Below are 18,206 nucleotides of genomic sequence, written 5' to 3'. Positions count from 1 at the left end.
CATTTCGCAGGGCGGAGCCCGGAGACTTTTCTGATGCTAAAAGCACACGTTTTACTGCTGGCGACGGCCCTGGCGACCCTGGGGCTGGCCGGCTGTGGCGGGGGCGCGGCCAGCGCCTCCTCGTCCCTCCCCATCGCGGCGCAGCCCGTCCTCCTCTCGGCCGAGGACGTGCTGGTCGTCCAGGCCAGCGCCACCACGGCCGGGCCCCTCATCACCGGCAGCCTCCAGCCGGCCAAACGGGCCGACCTGCGGGCCGAGGTCTCCGCCGTGGTGACGGCCGTGCTCAAGGAAAACGGCGACGCCGTCCGCAAGGGCGACCTGCTCGTGCGCCTGGACGACACCGCCATCCGGGACGCCCTCATGTCCGCGCAGGAGTCGGAGCGCGCCGCCCAGCTCGCGGCCGACCAGGCCGAGCGGCAGCTCACCCGGCTGAAAACGCTGCGCGAATCGGGCATGGCCTCCGCCCAGGCGCTGGAAGACGCCGAGATCCGCCGCAACACGACGCACAGCGAAGTGGCCTCGGCCAAGGCGCGCGTGGTGCAAGCCCGCCAGCAACTGCAGCGCACCGAAGTGCGCGCGCCCTTCGACGGCGTCGTGGCCGACCGCAAGCTGTCGGTGGGCGACACCGCGCAAGTCGGCAAGGAACTGCTGAAGGTCATGGACCCGGGGAGCCTGCGCTTCGAAGGTCTCATTTCGTCCGACGCCATCGCTTCAGTGCAGCGCGGCCAGAAGGTGGTGTTCCGCGTCAACGGCTTCACCGCGCGCGAGTTCACGGGCACCGTGGCACGCGTCGCGCCCTCGGCCAACGCCATGACACGGCAGGTGGAAGTGCTCGTGGATGTCGACGAGCCGCCTGCGCGCGTGGCGGGGCTCTACGCGGAAGGCCGCGTCGCGGCGTCCAACGGCAGCGCGATCGTGCTGCCCGCTTCGTCGGTGGTCCGCGAAGGCGACAAGACCTCCGCCTGGCGCGTCGGCGGCGGCAAGCTGCAGAAGGTCCCGCTCGCGCTCGGGCAGCGCGACCCTCGCAGCGGCGACTTCGTCGTGGCGGGCGGGCTCGCCGCCGGCGACCGCGTCCTGCGCCATCCCGTGGCCACGCTCAAAGACGGCCAGCCGGTCTCGGAGAAGTAAGTGTTCCTCTCGGACTTCTCCATCCGCCGCCCCCTCGCGGCGATCGTGATCATCTTCACGCTCATGGCGCTGGGCGTCATCGCGCTGCAGAAACTGCGCGTCAACGAGATCCCGGACGTCGAGCAGCCCGTGCTCTCGGTCAACATCCTCTACCCCGGCGCCTCGCCCGAGACGGTGGAGCGGGAGATCATCAACCGCATCGAGCGCGCGCTGCAGGGCATCTCGGGCATCTACGAGCTGCGGTCCACGGCCAAGGAAAGCAACGCGCAGATCGTCCTGATCTTCAACTTCAACAAGAACATGATCGAGGCGGCGGAGGAGGTGCGCAACGCGATCGCGGGGGTGCGCTACAAGCTGCCCGTCGAAATGCGTGAGCCGGTCATCCGCCGCCGCGACCCGAGCGCGCAACCGGTGATGGAGCTGGCGCTGTCGTCCACCGCGCAGACGCATTCGCAGATCTCGCGCCTCGCCGAGGACGTGCTGGCCGACCGCTTCCGCGGCGTGGACGGCGTGTCGGTGGTCACGGTCACCGGCGCGCTCAAGCGCGAGCTGTCGGTGCTGCTGCGCTCCGACCGCCTGCGCGAATACGGCATCTCGGTGGCCGAAGTGGTGGACGCGCTGCGCAACCAGAACGCGAACGCGCCGGTGGGCCGCGTCGTCGGGCCGCTGAAGGACCAGAGCATCCGCCTCGTCGGCCGGATCGAGTCGCCGCAGGATTTCTCGCAGGTGATCGTGCGCCGCCGCGGCAGCGAGATCGTGCGCCTGGGGCAGCTGGCCGAAACGGTCGACGGCTTTGCCGACGTCGAGAGCTTCAGCCTGCGCAACGCGCAGCCGAACGTGAGCATCTCCATCACACGCTCGCGAGACGCGAGCACGGTGTCGGTGGCGCAGGGCGTTCGCAAGCTGGTGGACGAGGTCAACGAGACGCTGCCGCAGGGCACGAAGCTGGCCATCGTGCGCGACGGCGGCAAGGACGCGCAGGCCAACCTCAACAACGTGATCGAGGCGCTGGTGCTCGGTGCGCTGCTCACCATCACGGTGGTCTACGTCTTCCTCAACTCGTGGCGCTCGACGCTGATCACGGCGCTTTCGCTGCCCACGTCGGCCATCACCGCCTTCATCGCGGTGTGGCTGTGCGGCTTCACGCTGAACATCATGACGCTGCTGGGGCTGTCGCTGGCCATCGGCGTGCTGATCGACGACGCCATCGTCGTGCGCGAGAACATCGTGAGGCACCTCGAACGCGGCGCGGACCGCATCACGGCGGCGAGCAAGGGCACGGCGGAAATCGGCCTCGCGGTGGCCGCCACCACGTTCTCCATCGTGGCGATCTTCATTCCGGTGGCCTTCATGCCCGGCGTCGCGGGCGAATGGTTCCGGCCCTTTGCGCTGACGGTCGCCTGCTCGGTGCTGGTGAGCCTGTTCATCTCCTTCACGCTCGACCCGATGCTCTCCGCCTACTGGGGCGACCCGCCGGCGCACGAGCGGGGCCCGCGCTCGAAGCTGGGCGCGGCGCTGGAGCGCTTCAACACCTGGTTCGACCACCAGGCCGACCGCTACGGCAAGTTCATCGCGTGGGCGCTGCACCACCGCAAGTGGATGACCGCCGCTGCCGTGGGCAGCCTCGTGCTGGCGCTCGGCCTGCACACGAAGTTCGGCGGCTCCAGCTTCCTGCCGGTGCAGGACGGCAACACCATCGCCGTGGAAGTGCGCACGCCTTCGTCCGCGAGCCTCGAGTACGCGAAGCTCAAGGTGGAAAAGGCCGCCGAACTCGCGCGAACGCTGCCGGAGACCAGGGCCACCAACAGCCAGGTCAATGCCGGCGGCGGGCGCGTGTACGTGGACATCGGCAACACGCGCACCCGCAAGCGCAGTGCCGCGCAGGTCGCGGTTGCCTTGCGCGAGAAGGTGGCGCTGCTCGTGGGCGCCGAGTACGTGGTGCTCGACGACCTGAACAACGGCCCGCGCAAGCCGGTGCAGATCCAGTTCTACGGGCAGGACGCGCGCACGCTGCTGGAGATCACGAACAAGTACATGGAGAAGCTGCGCAACGTGCCCGGCGCGGTGGACGTGGGCCTCTCCGAACAGGCGCCCAAGGACGAACTGAAGGTGGAGCTGGATCGCGGCCTTGCGAACCAGCTGGGCATCACCGTCAACGACGCGGCGCAGGCCTTGCGCGTGGCGTTTGCCGGCGTGGAAGTCGGCGACTGGGTCGACCCCACCGGCGAGGCACGGGACGTCGCCGTGCGCCTGCACAAGAACGACCGCGTCGATGCGGAGAACCTGGAGCGCCTGCCCGTGGCCGTCGGCAACACGGGCATGGTGGTGCCGCTGAACCAGATCGCGCGCATCTCGCTGGGCGAGGCGCCCGCGCAGATCCAGCACTACGCCACGCGGCGGATGATCGCGGTGTCGGCCAACGTGCAGGGGCGTGCCTCGGGCGAAGTGATCGGCGACGCGATGAAGCTGGCCAAGTCGATGAACTTCCCGCAAGGCTATGGCGTGGAGCTCACCGGCGCGGGCAAGGACCAGAAGGAAGTGTTCGGCGCGATGTTCACGGCGCTGATCATGGGCGTGGGCCTCATGTACCTGATCCTCGTCGTGCAGTTCGGCTCGTTCACCGCGCCGCTGGCCGTGATGCTGTCGCTGCCCTTGAGCCTGGTGGGCGTGGTGCTCGCGCTGATGATCTCGCGCAACACGCTCAACCTCATGAGCTTCATCGGCGTGATCATGCTCATGGGGCTGGTCGCCAAGAACGCCATCCTGCTGCTCGATGCCGCCCGCGCGCGCGAGGCGCAGGGCATGGACCGCGAGGAGGCGCTGATGGAGGCGGGCCGCGCGCGGCTGCGCCCGATCCTGATGACGACCTTCGCGCTGATCGCGGGCATGCTGCCCGTGGCCCTGGCCACCGGCGAAGGCGCCGACTTCTACCGGCCGCTGGCCATCGCCATCATCGGCGGCACGATCACGTCGACGCTGCTCACGCTGCTGGTGGTGCCGGCGTTCTACGACAGCATCGAGATCATGCGGGACAAGGTGGCGGCGAAGCGCCTGGCGTGGCGCGAGTGGCGGCAGGTGAAGATGGCAGCGGTTGCCGCTCAACCTCCAACGAACGTATAGCTCTCAAGCTCGGCAGTTCTCAATAGATTCCGCTCCGGCCCAGTCAATCAGGGAGCGGACTCATGCCCACCATGCTGTTGGCGCGCGCCTGCGCGCTTCTTCGCCGTTTCGCGCCTGCACTCTTTGCAGCCGCTTTTTTCGGATTGCCTTCACTGCCCGCGCACGCCGCGGCGCAAGTCGAAGTCCTGTCAAAGTGCCCCGCCTCGTGGTGGGCCGCCTCGCAACGGTTCACGGCCAGTTGCACGAAAGAGGCGGCGTGTACCAAGTACACCGGCACGCGCACCTTCCAGGGCATCTATGTGGCGATGTCCGGGAACCAATACTGCGAATACACGGATGGGTACCGGGTGACCCTGAGCGGGCTGTACCCCGAACCCGGGGATTACTCGTGTCCTGCCAATGCGACCTTGAGCTTTACCTCTTGGGGGCAGTATCCGCAGTGCTTTTGCGACGACGGGTACCTCACGCAGGACGGCAAGACCTGCACGACGCCGACGCCGCGCACGGTGGCGTCGAATGGTGGGAGGACCATCAAGGTCGGCGACGGGCCGTTGGTCTTCACGGCCAAGGTGATGCAGGGGACGCCGAAGGCGGGGGTGATGGTGCTGCTGTACCCGCACACGGGCAACTTCGGCGGATTCACGTTCGACGGCACGCCGTACACGGATGCGAATGGGGAGGTACGCATCAAGTATTCCTCCACGTGGGATTTGGTCGGGGCGACACGCGAGGCGCTGGTGTCCATCGCCTGCGAGGGCTGCGCCAATCGCGCGGTGGTGAAGATGACGGTGCTGGGACGGCCCGCGAAGCAAGCGCAGATGTGCCACCGCACGCCGCTGCCCATCGAGCTGACTTCGGGCACCAAGCTGCTGACGGAGACGGACATTCGCGACACGCGGCCGCATCCGCTGATGCTCACGCGGCATTTCGCAAGCCGGTGGGACGAAGCGCCTGCTGCGGGCCTCGGCGCATCCTGGAGCCACAACCATGCGCACCGTGTCGTCCTCGGCACCGAGTGGCGCACGGTGCTCTTCGGCGACGGTACTTCGAGCCGCTTCCGCAATGTAGCCGTGCCGGCAGGTTCTGGTGCCAACTGGAGTTGCCCTGCTGGCGTGGATTGCGCAGCACCGACGGTCGTACCCACCGGGCCGGCAACGTGGCAGGCCGACGGCAACGCCGACACGATGACCGAAGCCGCGGACCGCATCGTGGTCAAGCGCACCGAGGACGAGACCGTCTTCGAATTCGACAAAGCCACAGGCCGTGTGCTCCTCGCGCGCAGCCGCAACGGCTGGGCCTACACGTACTCGTACTCCGGCAACCTGCTCTCGCGCGTCACGAACGCCTTCGGCCGCTCGATTGCCTTCGAGAGCGACACTGCGGGCCGGCTGGTGCGAGTCAGCGGCGCGGGCACCGCGGTCGCCTATCGTTTCGATACAGCCGCACGCCTGGCAGGCAGCAGCTACACCAATGGTACGAGCCGCGGCTACGTCTACGAAGACGCGCGGTGGCCGAACGCCGTGACCGGGCTGATCGACCAGAACGGCCAGCGCTGGGGCAATTACTTGTACGACGAGACTGGCAGGGCCGTCCTGAGCGAGCTGGCCGGTGGTGCGGCTCGACGCAGCGTCGCCTATGGCAACCAGTCCACCGCAGTGACGGACCCGTTGGGTACGACGCGCACTTTCCAGTACTCCCGCCTCACCGGCGCAGCCAGCGGCCTTGCGCTCACGCAGTCGAGTGCACCCGGTGGCGATGGCAGCGGCGTCGCGCAGCGCACGCTAGATGCAAACGGCCTCGTGACCGGCGAGACCGACTACCTCGGTGTGACGACGCTCTTCTCGTGGGACGCGCAGCGCCGATTACCCACGTCTGAAACGCGTGCGGCGAGTCGGCCAGAAGCTCAGACCACGCAAACCGAGTGGCACCCCACGATGCGCCTGCCAGTGCGGATCACCGAAGCCGGCCGCATCAACGAACTGAGTTACGACAGCCTGGGCAACGTGCTCACGCAAACCGTAACCGACACCGCCAGAGGTGAGCCACGCACGTGGCGTTGGACCTACGGCGTGAACAACCTTCCCGCCACAGCCACGGAGCCGGCAGGCGCGCTGTGGACCATGGGCTACGACAGCGAGGGGAACCGAACGAGCCTTCGCGATCCGCTGGGGCAAATGACCACGTGGACGTTCGATGAAGCCGGCCGAGTCCTCACGCAGACCGCGCCGAGCGGCCTCGTCACTCGCTACTCCTACGACCTCGTGGGCCAGGTGATCGCACAGGAAAGCGCCGGCGAGACCACGCGCTTCACGTACACGGCGAGCGGCCAGCTTTCCAGCGCGACGCTCCACAACGGCTACTTGGTCACGTATTCGTACGATGCGGCGCAGCGCTTGATCGGCGCGGCCGACAACCAAGGTGCCATCGTCACGTACACCCTCGACCGCGCAGGCAATACCGTACGAAGCGAGGTAAAGGACGCGAGCGGTGGCATTGCGCAGGCGACGAGCCGCGTCATCAACGCGCTCAACCAGGTCGCGCAGGTGCAGGGCGCCGCCGGCCAGGCAACGCAGCTTGGGTACGACGCGAATGGGTCGCAGGTCTCGGAGACCGACCAGTTGAACCAGACCACCACGCAAGCTCTCGATGCACTGCGGCGAGCCACGGTCACCACCTTCGCCGACAACGCCACGGCGACCCAGTCATGGAACGCACTGGACCAGCTCACGAAGGTTGTGGACCCGAAGAACGTAGCCACCGGCTACGAGGTGAACGCCTTCGGCGAGGTGATGCGCGAGACGAGCCCCGACATCGGCAGCATCACGTACACCCGCAACGCCAACGGCGAAGTGACGCAGAGCACGGACGCCAAGAACCAGACGACTCGCATCGACCGCGATGCGCTCGGCCGCGCAACCGCCGTTCGCTTCTCCGCTGGCAGCACGACGACGCTTGCCTACGACGCCGCTGGCGCGGTGGCGAAAGCAGAGAACAAGGGCGGCACCGCCACGTATGCGCGCGACCCGCACAGCCGCCCGACCGGCGTCGACAACACGGTCAACGACAACCCGTCCAATCCCAGCCGCTTCCGCGTCGGGTACTCCTACTCCGCTGGCGACCTCTCGAAGATCGTGTACCCGAGTGGGTTGCAGGTGGTCTACAGAAGAACCGCCGGGCGCATCACCGGCGTCGACGTGCTCGAGCCGGGCAAGAACAAGGTCACGTTCGCCTTCATGAGCAACATCACCCACACGGCGCTTGGCCAGCCGCGCAGTTGGGCGTGGAGCAATGGCGACACGGCTGCGCGCACCTTCGACAGCGACGGCAGGATGACCTCCTCGGAGTTCTCCCGGTACACGTGGGATTCGGCGGGCCGCATCACCGGAATCGTTCAGGACCTGTGGGCCACGCGCACCGTGGTCAGCGGAACAACGACGATCGCCGAGTTGTACAAGGCACCGGTCACGTGGACCGCAGGCTACGACCGCCGCAATCGCTTGACGAGCCTCGAGCGCCAAGGCGCCAGGAGCGTCTACTCCTACGATGCCAACTCAAACCGCCTCACCGCCTTGGAGACACAAGGCAGCGATGTGGACCTCGAAGGCACTTTCGACCAACCGAACTTCGTGCAGTCGGCAAACACCGCACTGAAGATCGACGACGGTAGCAACCGTCTACTCGGCTTCACGCAGACCCTCACGCGCACGCAGAATGGCCAGCCGCTCTCCAGCACCAGCAGCACGGTCACGTACGGCATCGACCCCAACGGGTCGATGACTTCCGACGGGCTTCGCAAGTTCATCTACGACGACACCGGCCGAATCTCCCGCGTCGAGATCATGAAGGACGGCGAAGCCGCAGCAGTCCGCTACCTGTACGACTGGCGTGGGCGACGAATCTTCAAGAGCGAACCCGAAGTCGCGCAGACGCTTCCGAACGAGACCGTGCTGGGCAACAGCTTCGTCAATTGGCTGCGCAAGAACTTCGGATGGATCTTCGCGAAGAGCAACGGCGCCAGGACCAGCGTCGGCCAAGCTTTCGTGTACGCGGACGGTGAACTTCCGAGCTGGGTGATGCTCGGTGAGTACGACAACGGTTCGGCGAGCGGTCGCGGCACGTCGGAGTACATCTGGCTACCCACAACGAACGGCAGTGCACTTCTCGTAGGGATGTACCGGAATGGGAAGTTCTATGCGATCCATACTGATCACCTCGGCACGCCTCGGCTGATAACAGACAACGCCAAACAGGCGGTATGGCAATGGCCTTACTCAGGTTTCGGAGCAAACAAGCCGGCAGGCGTGCTGCAGACCGTCCTTCCCGGCCAGTTGAAGTGGACTCAAGCGACCGTCGAATTTGACGGCCGCTTCCCAGGACAAACGTACGACCGTGAATCGGGGCTCGTTGACAACGGGTGGCGGACCTACGACCCCTTCGTCCGCGGTGGCTACACGCAAGTCGATCCGATCGGCGTAGCCGGTGGGATCAACGTCTATGGATATGCAAACGCAAGTCCGTTCGCTTATACAGATCCTTCGGGTCTGAACCCGGGTGCGGCTATTGCCTGGTGTGTCTCGAGTCCGGCGTGCGCGACGGGCGTGGCGGTGATTGTCGTTGGCAGCGCATATTCGCAAAGCCAAAGCCGTCCGGACTCGAAAGCACCACCGATACCTGCCGAAGCAGCCTCAACATCTCCTGATTCGACGAACTGTCCGGACTGCAACTCGCCGTATACGCGAGAGCAGGCAATGGCGGAAGCCTACGCGTGGGCAGGCATTGCAGCCGATGGAGCGGGTGCAGCACCGCTCGGCTGGCGGAACCTGAATATTCCGAAGGGCATGACTCGTGGCGACCGGGTCTATGCAGAGTTCATGAGCAAGTACTATCCTCCGACCTACGGATTCGCAGCACCGAATGGCGCGACGGTGGTAGAGCACCCGTTCGGCCACCCGGACCTGTCGGGTCCCGAGCACCACAAGTGCCCTCACTTCCATGCAAAGAACGCCGAAGGCGTCGAGCGGATATTTCACTACAAGCCGTAGCAGCAGGATTGGCAATGGACTGGAAGTTATTTTTTCTGGAAGCCGCGGAGCAGTTCAGTTCCGGCCAGAATCGACCGGTCGGGGGCGCTCCTGCTTCATGGTGCGCCTGGACCACCTTCAAGCGGCTCCGGGAAGACGCAGGCTACTGGACGGCACCATTGCCGATCGCAGCGGAAGTGGGCGATCTGGGGATCCGCGATGGTGGTACGTGGCAGCAGCCGTTTGTGTACGATGAACTTGCCCACGTCATCGTGCCGCGCCAGTTTCACTGGGAGCAAATAGGTCCACGAACGTTCACCTCGGAAACGGTAATGCAGCAGGTCGAAGCTCTTTCAGCGAGATTGGAAAAGCATTCGATTGCGCATCGCCTGACTGACTTGTTGCTTGAGATCAAGCTGTATTAGCTGGGGCGTGGCGGCTTCGAGGCGATGATGATCCAAAGAATGCGTTCAGAAATTGGAATCTGACCCCGATTCCCCGCTACCAATTCCCCAAGGGACAGTTCTAAGGCGCGCCGATGCTCTACTACTTCCACCAAATCGAGGTCGAACCGCTGAGTTCGTCGCGGCTCGCGATCGAGATGCCTCAGGCGAGTGGTGCGTTTGTCAATTCCATCGTAGATGCCAGCTCAGAGCCGTCTGCGCGGGAAAAGCTGCACGATGCTCTTCAAGTGGATGGATATACCGTCCCTGGGATAGAGGGGGTTCAAGTTCTTGACGGCGTTGTGGACGAAAGCTGCCCTGAGCTTTAACAAATGTTAGCTGCCTTGAAACCAGGCGGTACTGAAGTGACATATGGCGAGTTCCGCTGCTTCCAGTAATTCGTTGGTCGACGTTGAATTGCAGCGCCGGCACGAGACAGCCTTCGTCGATGCGTTCATCGTGGAGAACAAGAAAGATCGGTGGAAGCAGTTGCTGTCCGGAAGGCGGCGATCCGCGATCATTGGCAAGCTTGCGGGATGGCAGGACTCCAGGGGCAGCGAATGCGGGCGTTGCCGCGAGGGTCGACACCTGAGTTCGTTCTTCACGCCCTCCGACATGAGGCCGGTCGCGTCACGGCAGATTGCTGGGTCCTTTCCGACTGGTCGCGACTGGATAGAGCTGCGCTTCCGCTGGAAGAAGCCATAACGAAGGTTGTGGGACTTGGCCTGGCAACAGTCGTGTCCGTCGTTCCGGGCCGCGTCGCCTACTACGAAAGCGAATCGGGACATCAGTACTTGCTGTTGGACGCTTAGCGAGGACAACGCTTCCTGGCCTGTCGCTGAAGGCCTCAGCTGCTCGTACCGGAGATCACCGCGCATGCGGTTTAATACCCGTCCATGACCGACTGGACCTCCGGCTACGTCTCCGACATCAGCTACACCTACGGCTACTACCCCGAGCTGCAGCCGAACCGCCTGCGCCTCGCCTTCCTCGAACGCGGCGTCGCGGCGCCCACCGTCGCCAACGCCTGCGAGCTGGGCTTCGGCCAGGGCATCAGCGTCAACGTGCACGCCGCCGCATCCAACGTCAAGTGGTGGGGCACCGACTTCAACCCCACCCAGGCCGCCTTCGCGCAGGAGCTGGCCGCGGTCTCCGGCGCGGGCGCGCAGCTCTTCGACCAGTCGTTCGAGGACTTCTGCAGCCGCACGGACCTGCCCGACTTCGACTACATCGGCCTGCACGGCATCTGGAGCTGGATCTCCGACGCCAACCGCACGCACATCGCCAACTTCGTCGCGCGCAAGCTGCGCCCCGGCGGCGTGCTGTACGTCAGCTACAACGTCCTGCCCGGCTGGGCGCAGATGGTGCCGATGCGGCACCTGCTCACGCGCCACGCCGACATGCTCAGCGCGCCCGCCGACAAGCTGGTGCAGCGCATCGACCGCTCGCTCGAGTTCGCCGACACGCTGCTGCAGCTCAAGCCCGCGTATGCGAAGGCGCATCCCGCCGTCGCCGACCGCATCACGCAGATGCGCAAGCACAACCGCCACTACCTCGCGCACGAATACTTCAACCGCGACTGGCTGCCGATGCACTTCCTCGACATGGCCGACTGGATGCATCGCGCCAAGCTGGACTTCGCATGTTCCGCGCAGTACTTCGACCTGGTGGAGCCGGTCAACTACACGCAGGAACAGTCGGCCTTCCTCAAGGGCCTGCCCGACCCGATGTTCCGCGAGGCGGTGCGCGACTTCATGGTCAACGCGCAGTTCCGCCGCGACTTCTGGGTCAAGGGCCTGCGCCCGGTGCCGCCGATGGAGCGCACGCAGAACGTCAAGGCGCTGCGCCTGCTGCTGTCCACGCGGCGCGATGCCGTCACGCTGAAGGCGGCCACGCCGCTGGGTGAGGCGGCGCTCAACGAGGACGTGTACGGGCCCGTGCTGGACGCGCTGGCCTCGCGCAAGCCGGTGACGGTGGCGCAGGTGGAAAAGGAGGTCGAGAAGAAGAAGGTGACCTTCGGCCAGTTGATGCAGGCCATCCTGATCCTCGCGGGCAAGGGCGACCTGCAGGTCGTGCAGGACGACAAGGTGACGGCCAAGGCCAAACCGCAGTGCGAGCGCCTGAACCGGCACATCATGGGCATGGCTCGCGCCGGCGGCGACATCACCACGCTGGCAAGTCCTGTCACCGGCACGGGCGTGTCGGTCGGCCGTTTCGAGCAGCTGTTCCTGCTGGCGCGGCAGGAGGGCGCGAAGACGCCCCAGCAGATGGCCCAGCACGCGCTGGATGCCATCCACGCGCAGGGCCAGCGCCTCATGCGCGAGGGCAAGGCCGTGGATGACGACGCAGAGAGCCTGGCCCACCTCGTGGAACAGGCGAAGAAGTTCGAGGCGGACGCCCTCCCGACCCTCGTAGCTCTGCAGGTCGCGTGACCGTTCGTCAAGCAGAAATAACCTGCCTTGATTTCCGGCCGGGCTGGGCCAGAATCAGCGACGGGAGGCCGGAACACCATGATTCCATCGCACAAGGCAGAACAAGCCGCCATTGCGCGCCAGCTGCTGGAAGCGCTGGCCCGCTACGACCGCGATCTCTCCCTCCTCGTGGCCCGCGGGCTCGACGCGGAGCTTGCCCAGCGCGTGTCGGAGCAGTTCGACCTGATGCGCTCCTATTCCACCGCGCTGCCGACCCTCTCGGTGACGTGGGTGGAGCTCCTCATCAGCCGCTTCGACATGACCCACGCCATGTGGTCCAACCGCAATGGCGGCACGACCCACCGCGTGGCCAAGCTGCACGCGTACCACCGCTCGATCATCGACGAGGCCCGCCGCAAGTGCGGGGCCTGCATTGCCGCCGCCGCCCTCAGGGACGGCCAGGCGCCGCCAGCCGCTCCAACATCGCCGGCACCCTTGTAGCCAGCTCCCGGGCGAGGTAGCCCACCGTTCCCGCCTCCTGCGCGAGCGCTTCGCCGGCACGCGCGTGCAGTGCGACGCCCCACACGGCTGCCTGCGCGGCGTCGGCGCCGCGTGCCGCCAGGCCTGCGATGACGCCCGCGAGCACGTCGCCCGAGCCGGACATCGCCAGGCCCGGCGTGTGGCCATCGTGGCGCCACAAGCGGCCGTCGGGCCGGGCGATCCAGGTGACGGCGCCCTTGAGCGCCACCGTGGCGTTCCAGGCGCGCGCCTGCTTCAGTGCCATCTCCTGCGCGTTCGCGCGCACGTCTTCCTTCGCGCAGCCCGCAACATGTGCCATTTCGCCGGCATGCGGCGTCAGGATCACGGGCTGGTCGAAGCGTTCGAGCACGGCGACGACGTCCAGCGCGGCAGCATCGAGCACGGTGACCCCGTGCCTCACATGGGGCAGCAGCGCGTTGACGAAGCCGGCGGTGGCATCGCAACCCAGCAGGCCCGGCCCCATCAGGACCGCGTGCGTGGCGTGGATGCGCTCGACCAGCAACTTCACGCCTTCATCGCGCAAACCGCCTTCGCGCGACTCGGGCAATGCGATCACCCTTGCCTCCGGCAATGCCGCGGCGACGATCGCATGCGCGGATTCCGGCGTCGCAACCGCCAGCTTGCCCGCGCCCGCGCGCAGTGCAGCCGTGGCGGCGAGCACCGCCGCGCCCGGCGTCTCGCGGCTGCCGGCGATCACCAGCACGCGGCCGCGGTCCTCCTTGTCCGCGTCGGCGTCCGGCTCGGGCAGGGGCCAGGCGCGCAGCAGCGCCTCGTCGACTTCCACGCTCACGGCTTCGGCGCGGCCAGCGCGTCCGGTTCCACCGTCACCGGCGCGCCCGCCTCCTTCAGCGGCGCGATGAAGTTCGCCAGGTCCAGGCGGAGATTGTTCGTCGCGCGGTCCAGCCGGTACGAGGTGACGCCGCAATTGGGCACGTCGGCCTCGGCGTCGATCGCCAGGATCTGCGACTCGTCCAGGTTCTCGATCAAATACCGCATGCAGTTGACGATCACCTGGTGCGCCACCACCAGCACGCGGCAGCCGCCGTATTCGCGCGTGACCATCTCGGTCAGGCTGCGCAGGCGCAGGATCACGTCGCACCAGCTCTCGCCGCCCGGCGGGCGGAAGTAGAACTTGCCGACGTGGCTGCGCTGCGCGCTCAGCTCCGGGTACTTCTCGCGGATGCCGTGCCGGGTGAGCCGGTCGAGGACGCCGAACTCCTTTTCGCGCAGGCGCTCGTCCACGCGCATGTGCAGCTCGTTGCCGGGTTTCCAGCCGGCCTCTTCCAGTACGAGGCGCGCCGTTTCGCGGGCGCGCACGTAGGGCGAGCAAAGGATGACCTGCGGCCGCTCCCGCGCCGGCTGGCGCGCGAACCAGCGACCGAGCGCGCGCGACTGCTCGATGCCCAGCTGCGACAGCGGCGTGTCGATGTCGCGGTATTCGATGTCGATCAGCGCCATGCCTGCGGCCTCGGCCGCGTCGCGCGCCACGTTGCCCGCGCTTTGCCCATGGCGCGCGATCCACAGCAGGGACGGCCAGTCGACTTTCATCAAGGCTAGTGTTGCGCCCCCGTGGCAAGCTCGGCCTTCACGGCTTCCTACTTGCCCGTCAGCCGCCACCCAACGTGCTCGGCGGCCGGGCAGAATACCCGCATGGCAGACAGCAAAGAACGCCCCGACCTCCCCGACCGCCTGTGCGCCGACCCGCGCAGCAAGTACCACGTGCCGGCCATCTTCGAGCACGAGATCGGCATCCGCTTCAACGGCAAGGAGCGCCACGACGTGGAGGAGTACTGCATCAGCGAAGGCTGGGTGAGCGTGCCCGCCGGCAAGACGCTCGACCGGAAGGGCAACCCGCTCATGCTCAAGCTCAAGGGCAAGGTCGAGGCTTTCTACAAGGACGCGCCGCCCGCCGCCTGAGCCGCCCGTGGACCGTTTCGTCACGCGCGTGCAGGACCGCTACCTCATCTGGGTGGCCGCCGTGCTGGTGTTCGCCACCGGCGCGGTGGCGCTCGCCGGCTGGGTGCTGGGCGTGGATGCGTTCAAGAGCATCCTGCCCGGCGCGGTGCAGCTCAAGCCCAACACCGCGGTGGGCCTGTGTGTCGCGGGCCTCGCGCTGGGCCTGCTCGCGGCCGACCGCGCGGGCCGGATCGCCGCGGCGTGCGGCGCTTTCGTGGGGCTGGTGGGGGTGCTGACGCTCATCGAGTACCTCACGGGCACGTCCCTCGGCATCGACGAGCTGCTGTTCGAGGACAGGGCGCTGGCCTTCAACGCGATCCCCGGCCGCATGTCGCCCTACACGGCCTGGGCCTTTGCCTGGGTCGGGCCGGGGCTGGTGCTGTTGCACACGCGCCCGCGCCATTGGACGGTGGCCCTGTGCGCACTGCAGGCCGGCCTCATCGGCGCCATCTCGATCATCGGCTACCTGTGGAATGCGTCCCAGATCGTCACGGACACGTGGCTGCCGCCGGTGGCGCTGAACACCGCCATCGCGCTGGCTGCGCTTGCCATGGGGATGATGGGCCTGAACGCGCGGGCGCGGCGCCGCCAGCCGCGCAAGCTGGACAAGGTGCCGCAGGCGCGTGCGCTCACGCTGGCGTTCTGGACGCTGGCGCTGCTGATGATCGCCTCCACGACCTACACCTACCGCACGAACACCAACTTCCTGCAGGCGCAGCGGCAGGTGGAGCAACTGCTGCTGGCCGCCGCGGGCGGGTTGACGCCCGCGCAGCAGGCCGAGCTGGCGCGCCGACGCATGGCGCAGGAGGCGGAGCGCACGAAGCTGCTCGTGTCGCTGCTGCTTGCCCTGGCGCTGTCCGTCACCGTCATCGGCGTGCTCACGCGCACGATGCGCGTGCAGCTGCACCGCAACCTGCGCTCGCGCGACGAGCTCAAGGTGCAGGGCGACGAGCTGCGCGGCGCGCGCGTGGAGGCCGAGGAGGCCACGCGCATGAAATCGGCGTTCCTCGCGAACATGAGCCACGAGATCCGCACGCCGCTGAACGCCATCATCGGCCTGGGCCACCTCGCCCTGCAGACGCAGCTCACGCGCCAGCAGCGCGACTACCTCACCAAGCAGCAGGGCGCGGCGCGCCACCTGCTGCAGGTGGTGGACGAGATCCTGGACATGTCCAAGATCGAGGCGGGCAAGCTCACGCTGGAGGAGGCGCCGTTCACGCTGCGCGCGGTGCTGGAGGACGTGGGCTCGGTGATGTCGCACCGCGCGCGGGAGAAGGGGCTGGAGCTGGGCGTGACCATCGCGCCCGAAGTGCCGCCGTGGGTGCGCGGCGACGCGCTGCGGGTGCGGCAGGTGCTGCTCAACTACGTGAACAACGCGATCAAGTTCACCGAGCGCGGCCGCATCTCGGTGTATGTCGAGAACGTGGTGCTCGAAGGCGAGGACGTGCTCCTGCGTTTCTCCGTGCGCGACACCGGCATCGGCCTGACCGACGAGGAGCGCGAGCGGCTGTTCCAGGACTTCCAGCAGGCGGACAGCAGCACCACGCGCAAGCACGGCGGCACGGGCCTGGGCCTGTCCATCTCGCGCAGCCTCGCGCGGCTGATGGGCGGCGACGCGGGCGTGCTGAGCGAGCCGCGCGTGGGAAGCACGTTCTGGTTCACCGCGTGGCTGCGGGTGCTGGACGAAGCGCCCGAAGCGGCGGCGCCGCCTTCGGTGCCGCCCGACGCCGCGCTGGCGGGTGTGGAGGTGCTGCTGGTGGAGGACAACGAGATCAACCAGCAGGTGGCCGGCGAAGTGCTGTTCGCCGCGGGTGCGCGCGTCACGGTTGCGGGCAACGGCCAGGAGGCGCTGGACATGGCCGCTGCGCAGCAGTTCGACGTCGTGCTGATGGACATGCACATGCCCGTGATGGACGGCATCGAGGCGACGCAGGAGTTGCGGCGGCGCGGCGTGTCCACGCCCATCGTGGCGATGACGGCCAGCGCGATGGCGGCGGACCGCGAGCGCTGCCTCGCCGCGGGCATGAACGCATTCGCCACCAAGCCCATCGATCCGCCGCAGCTGGTGCGCGCCGTGCAGCAGGTGCTGCCCGGCGGCGAAGTGCCCGCCGTGCCGCAGGAAGCTCCCGTCCTGCTGGGCAGCGGCGGCCTGCAGCACCCGGTGGCAGGGCTGGACTGGGACGACGGGCTGTCGCACATCCCCGGCGGCGACGAGTCGTTCTACGTGTCGATGCTGCGCATGTTCGTCGCGAACCACGAGCCCACCGTGGGCCGCCTCCACGCCGCGGTGGCCAAGGGCGACATGCAGGATGTGCGCTTCGTCGCGCACACGCTGCGCGGTTCCGCGGCCACGCTCGGCGCGGTCGAAGTGTCGCGGCTCGCGGGTGAGGTGGAGGCCGCGTGCGACGGCGGGCGGCCGCCGGCGGAGATCGAGGCGCTCGCGGGGGAGCTTGCGTCCAAGCTCACGGACTTGCGTGCGGGGCTGGCGAGCGCGTTGCCGCAGCCTTGATCAGGACTCCCGCGCGGGCTTGAGCTCGCACACGGCATGGCCGGCGAAGTCGGCCTTCTGTGCGACGACCGCGAGCTGCCCGTCGAGCTTGCCCGGCAGTGCCGCGTCCGCCGCCACGCGCCAGCCGGACTCCACCGCGAAGCGCCGCAGCGCCAGGCAGGCGCGCAGTGCCGCGCCGGGCAGCGCGGCGCTGCCGGCGTCGCCGTGCAGCGGGTCGTACAGCGGGATCAACGCCACGTCGCCTTCGCCGAGTGCGATGGACAGGCGCTGCGCGACGTCGGAGCCGATGGCATGCGCCACCGCCGACTGCAACGCCAGGGCCGCGCGCACGCCGTGCACGTGGGCGGGCACGGGTGCGTCGGGTGCGGTGTCGAAGACGCCGAACACGTCCTCGCCGAACGGCGCGACGTGGACGGCGCCGAACAGGTAGAGCGAGTCGCGCACGGCCTGGAAGGCTTCCGTCGCCAGCGCCGCGTCTTCGCCGCGCACCTGCAGCGCCTCGAACAGGTTGGCCAGCAGCAGCGTCGCGCCGGTGAATTCCCGGTGGGTCTCGCCGCCCTGCGTGTCGCGCTCCCAGCGCGCGCTGAGCTCGTTGGCGAGTTGCCACTCGTACTTGAAGGAGAGCGCGTCCTGCTGCGCGCGCAGCGCCTCGTCGAAGCGGTCCTTCAGCGCGCTCATAGCCGCCGCTTCGTGCGCGCGGTTGCGCTGCAGCAAGGCGCGGACGGCCTCCACCAGCTCCTGCGGGCGGTAGGGCTTGCCGAGGTAGTCGTCGGCGCCGGAGGTCATGCCCAGCCGCACCTGCGCGCGCTCGGCCATCGTCGTCAGCAGCATGATCGGCGTGGCGGCGATGGCGGGCTCGGCGCGCACGGCCGCGACCACCTGGTAGCCGTTCATGCGGGGCATGACCACGTCCGAAACCACCAGGTCGGGCTTGCGTTCGCGGATGGCTTCCAGCCCCGCCTGCCCGTCCTCGGCCACGTGCACGTCATGGCCCGCGTCGGCCAGTGTTCGTGATGCCAGCATCCGCTGCAGCGGGTCGTCGTCGATCACCAGGACTTTCGCCATGCGCGGATTCTGC

At 67.5% G+C, this 18,206-nt stretch carries 13 protein-coding genes; 10 read left to right on the top strand and 3 right to left on the bottom strand.

What is annotated here, in order from left to right; genetic code table 11:
- Window positions 1-33 precede the first annotated feature (33 nt).
- From H8R02_RS02605 to H8R02_RS02570, 8 genes are all read left to right on the top strand, one after another.
- Entirely contained in the window at window positions 34-1,128 is a 1,095-nt protein-coding gene (locus tag H8R02_RS02605) for an efflux RND transporter periplasmic adaptor subunit (RefSeq protein WP_187079780.1), read from the top strand.
- Window positions 1,129-4,248: an efflux RND transporter permease subunit gene (locus H8R02_RS02600; RefSeq protein WP_187079779.1), complete on the top strand. Its 3,120-nt coding sequence runs from the start codon at window positions 1,129-1,131 to the stop codon at window positions 4,246-4,248.
- 62 nt (window positions 4,249-4,310) lie between these two features.
- Entirely contained in the window at window positions 4,311-9,290 is a 4,980-nt protein-coding gene (locus tag H8R02_RS02595; RefSeq protein ID WP_187079778.1) for an RHS repeat-associated core domain-containing protein, read from the top strand.
- 14 nt (window positions 9,291-9,304) lie between these two features.
- The gene (locus H8R02_RS02590) at window positions 9,305-9,694 is read left to right on the top strand and encodes a hypothetical protein (protein ID WP_187079777.1); all 390 of its coding nucleotides are present in this window, start codon (window positions 9,305-9,307) and stop codon (window positions 9,692-9,694) included.
- A gap of 113 nt (window positions 9,695-9,807) precedes the next feature.
- The gene (locus tag H8R02_RS02585) at window positions 9,808-10,041 is read left to right on the top strand and encodes a hypothetical protein (protein WP_187079776.1); all 234 of its coding nucleotides are present in this window, start codon (window positions 9,808-9,810) and stop codon (window positions 10,039-10,041) included.
- 73 nt (window positions 10,042-10,114) lie between these two features.
- A complete protein-coding gene (locus tag H8R02_RS02580; protein ID WP_187079775.1) occupies window positions 10,115-10,417 on the top strand; it encodes a hypothetical protein in 303 nt (100 codons plus the stop codon).
- Window positions 10,418-10,608: 191 nt separating this feature from the next.
- Window positions 10,609-12,144 carry a methyltransferase regulatory domain-containing protein gene (locus H8R02_RS02575; RefSeq protein WP_187079774.1) on the top strand — a complete coding sequence of 512 codons (1,536 nt, stop codon included), beginning with the start codon at window positions 10,609-10,611 and terminating at the stop codon, window positions 12,142-12,144.
- Window positions 12,145-12,222: 78 nt separating this feature from the next.
- Window positions 12,223-12,624, top strand: a complete 402-nt coding sequence (locus H8R02_RS02570) for a hypothetical protein (RefSeq protein WP_187079773.1) — start codon at window positions 12,223-12,225, stop codon at window positions 12,622-12,624.
- Here the strand turns inward: H8R02_RS02570 and H8R02_RS02565 are convergent.
- The gene (locus tag H8R02_RS02565; protein WP_187079772.1) at window positions 12,572-13,453 is read right to left on the bottom strand and encodes an NAD(P)H-hydrate dehydratase; all 882 of its coding nucleotides are present in this window, start codon (window positions 13,451-13,453) and stop codon (window positions 12,572-12,574) included. The genes H8R02_RS02570 and H8R02_RS02565 overlap by 53 nt on opposite strands.
- A complete protein-coding gene (locus H8R02_RS02560; protein ID WP_187079771.1) occupies window positions 13,450-14,211 on the bottom strand; it encodes a histidine phosphatase family protein in 762 nt (253 codons plus the stop codon). Before H8R02_RS02560 ends, H8R02_RS02565 begins: the two co-directional genes overlap by 4 nt.
- 102 nt (window positions 14,212-14,313) lie before the next feature.
- On the opposite strand from H8R02_RS02560, the gene H8R02_RS02555 reads away from it, so the two are divergent.
- Window positions 14,314-14,580, top strand: a complete 267-nt coding sequence (locus tag H8R02_RS02555; RefSeq protein WP_187079770.1) for a DUF3297 family protein — start codon at window positions 14,314-14,316, stop codon at window positions 14,578-14,580.
- Window positions 14,581-14,587: 7 nt separating this feature from the next.
- Entirely contained in the window at window positions 14,588-17,128 is a 2,541-nt protein-coding gene (locus tag H8R02_RS30750; protein ID WP_187079769.1) for a response regulator, read from the top strand.
- Here the strand turns inward: H8R02_RS30750 and H8R02_RS02545 are convergent, their stop codons facing one another.
- Window positions 17,129-18,193, bottom strand: a complete 1,065-nt coding sequence (locus tag H8R02_RS02545) for a response regulator transcription factor (RefSeq protein ID WP_187079768.1) — start codon at window positions 18,191-18,193, stop codon at window positions 17,129-17,131.
- Between the last annotated feature and the right edge of the window lie 13 nt (window positions 18,194-18,206).

Origin of the sequence: Ramlibacter albus (assembly GCF_014297445.1) — a bacterium.
GTDB lineage: Bacteria > Pseudomonadota > Gammaproteobacteria > Burkholderiales > Burkholderiaceae_C > Ramlibacter > Ramlibacter albus.
Note: the sequence above shows the minus strand (reverse complement) of the source record. Positions and strands in the feature narration are given on the sequence as shown.

Bases quoted from the DNA above. Each gene is read 5' to 3' on its own strand.
- H8R02_RS02590 (WP_187079777.1), top strand. From the start codon at position 9,305: ATGGACTGGAAGTTATTTTTTCTGGAAGCCGCGGAGCAGTTCAGTTCC.
- H8R02_RS02545 (WP_187079768.1), bottom strand. From the start codon at position 18,193: ATGGCGAAAGTCCTGGTGATCGACGACGACCCGCTGCAGCGGATGCTG.
- H8R02_RS02595 (WP_187079778.1), top strand. From the start codon at position 4,311: ATGCCCACCATGCTGTTGGCGCGCGCCTGCGCGCTTCTTCGCCGTTTC.
- H8R02_RS02585 (WP_187079776.1), top strand. From the start codon at position 9,808: ATGCTCTACTACTTCCACCAAATCGAGGTCGAACCGCTGAGTTCGTCG.
- H8R02_RS02570 (WP_187079773.1), top strand. From the start codon at position 12,223: ATGATTCCATCGCACAAGGCAGAACAAGCCGCCATTGCGCGCCAGCTG.
- H8R02_RS02605 (WP_187079780.1), top strand. From the start codon at position 34: ATGCTAAAAGCACACGTTTTACTGCTGGCGACGGCCCTGGCGACCCTG.
- H8R02_RS02560 (WP_187079771.1), bottom strand. From the start codon at position 14,211: ATGAAAGTCGACTGGCCGTCCCTGCTGTGGATCGCGCGCCATGGGCAA.
- H8R02_RS02555 (WP_187079770.1), top strand. From the start codon at position 14,314: ATGGCAGACAGCAAAGAACGCCCCGACCTCCCCGACCGCCTGTGCGCC.
- H8R02_RS02575 (WP_187079774.1), top strand. From the start codon at position 10,609: ATGACCGACTGGACCTCCGGCTACGTCTCCGACATCAGCTACACCTAC.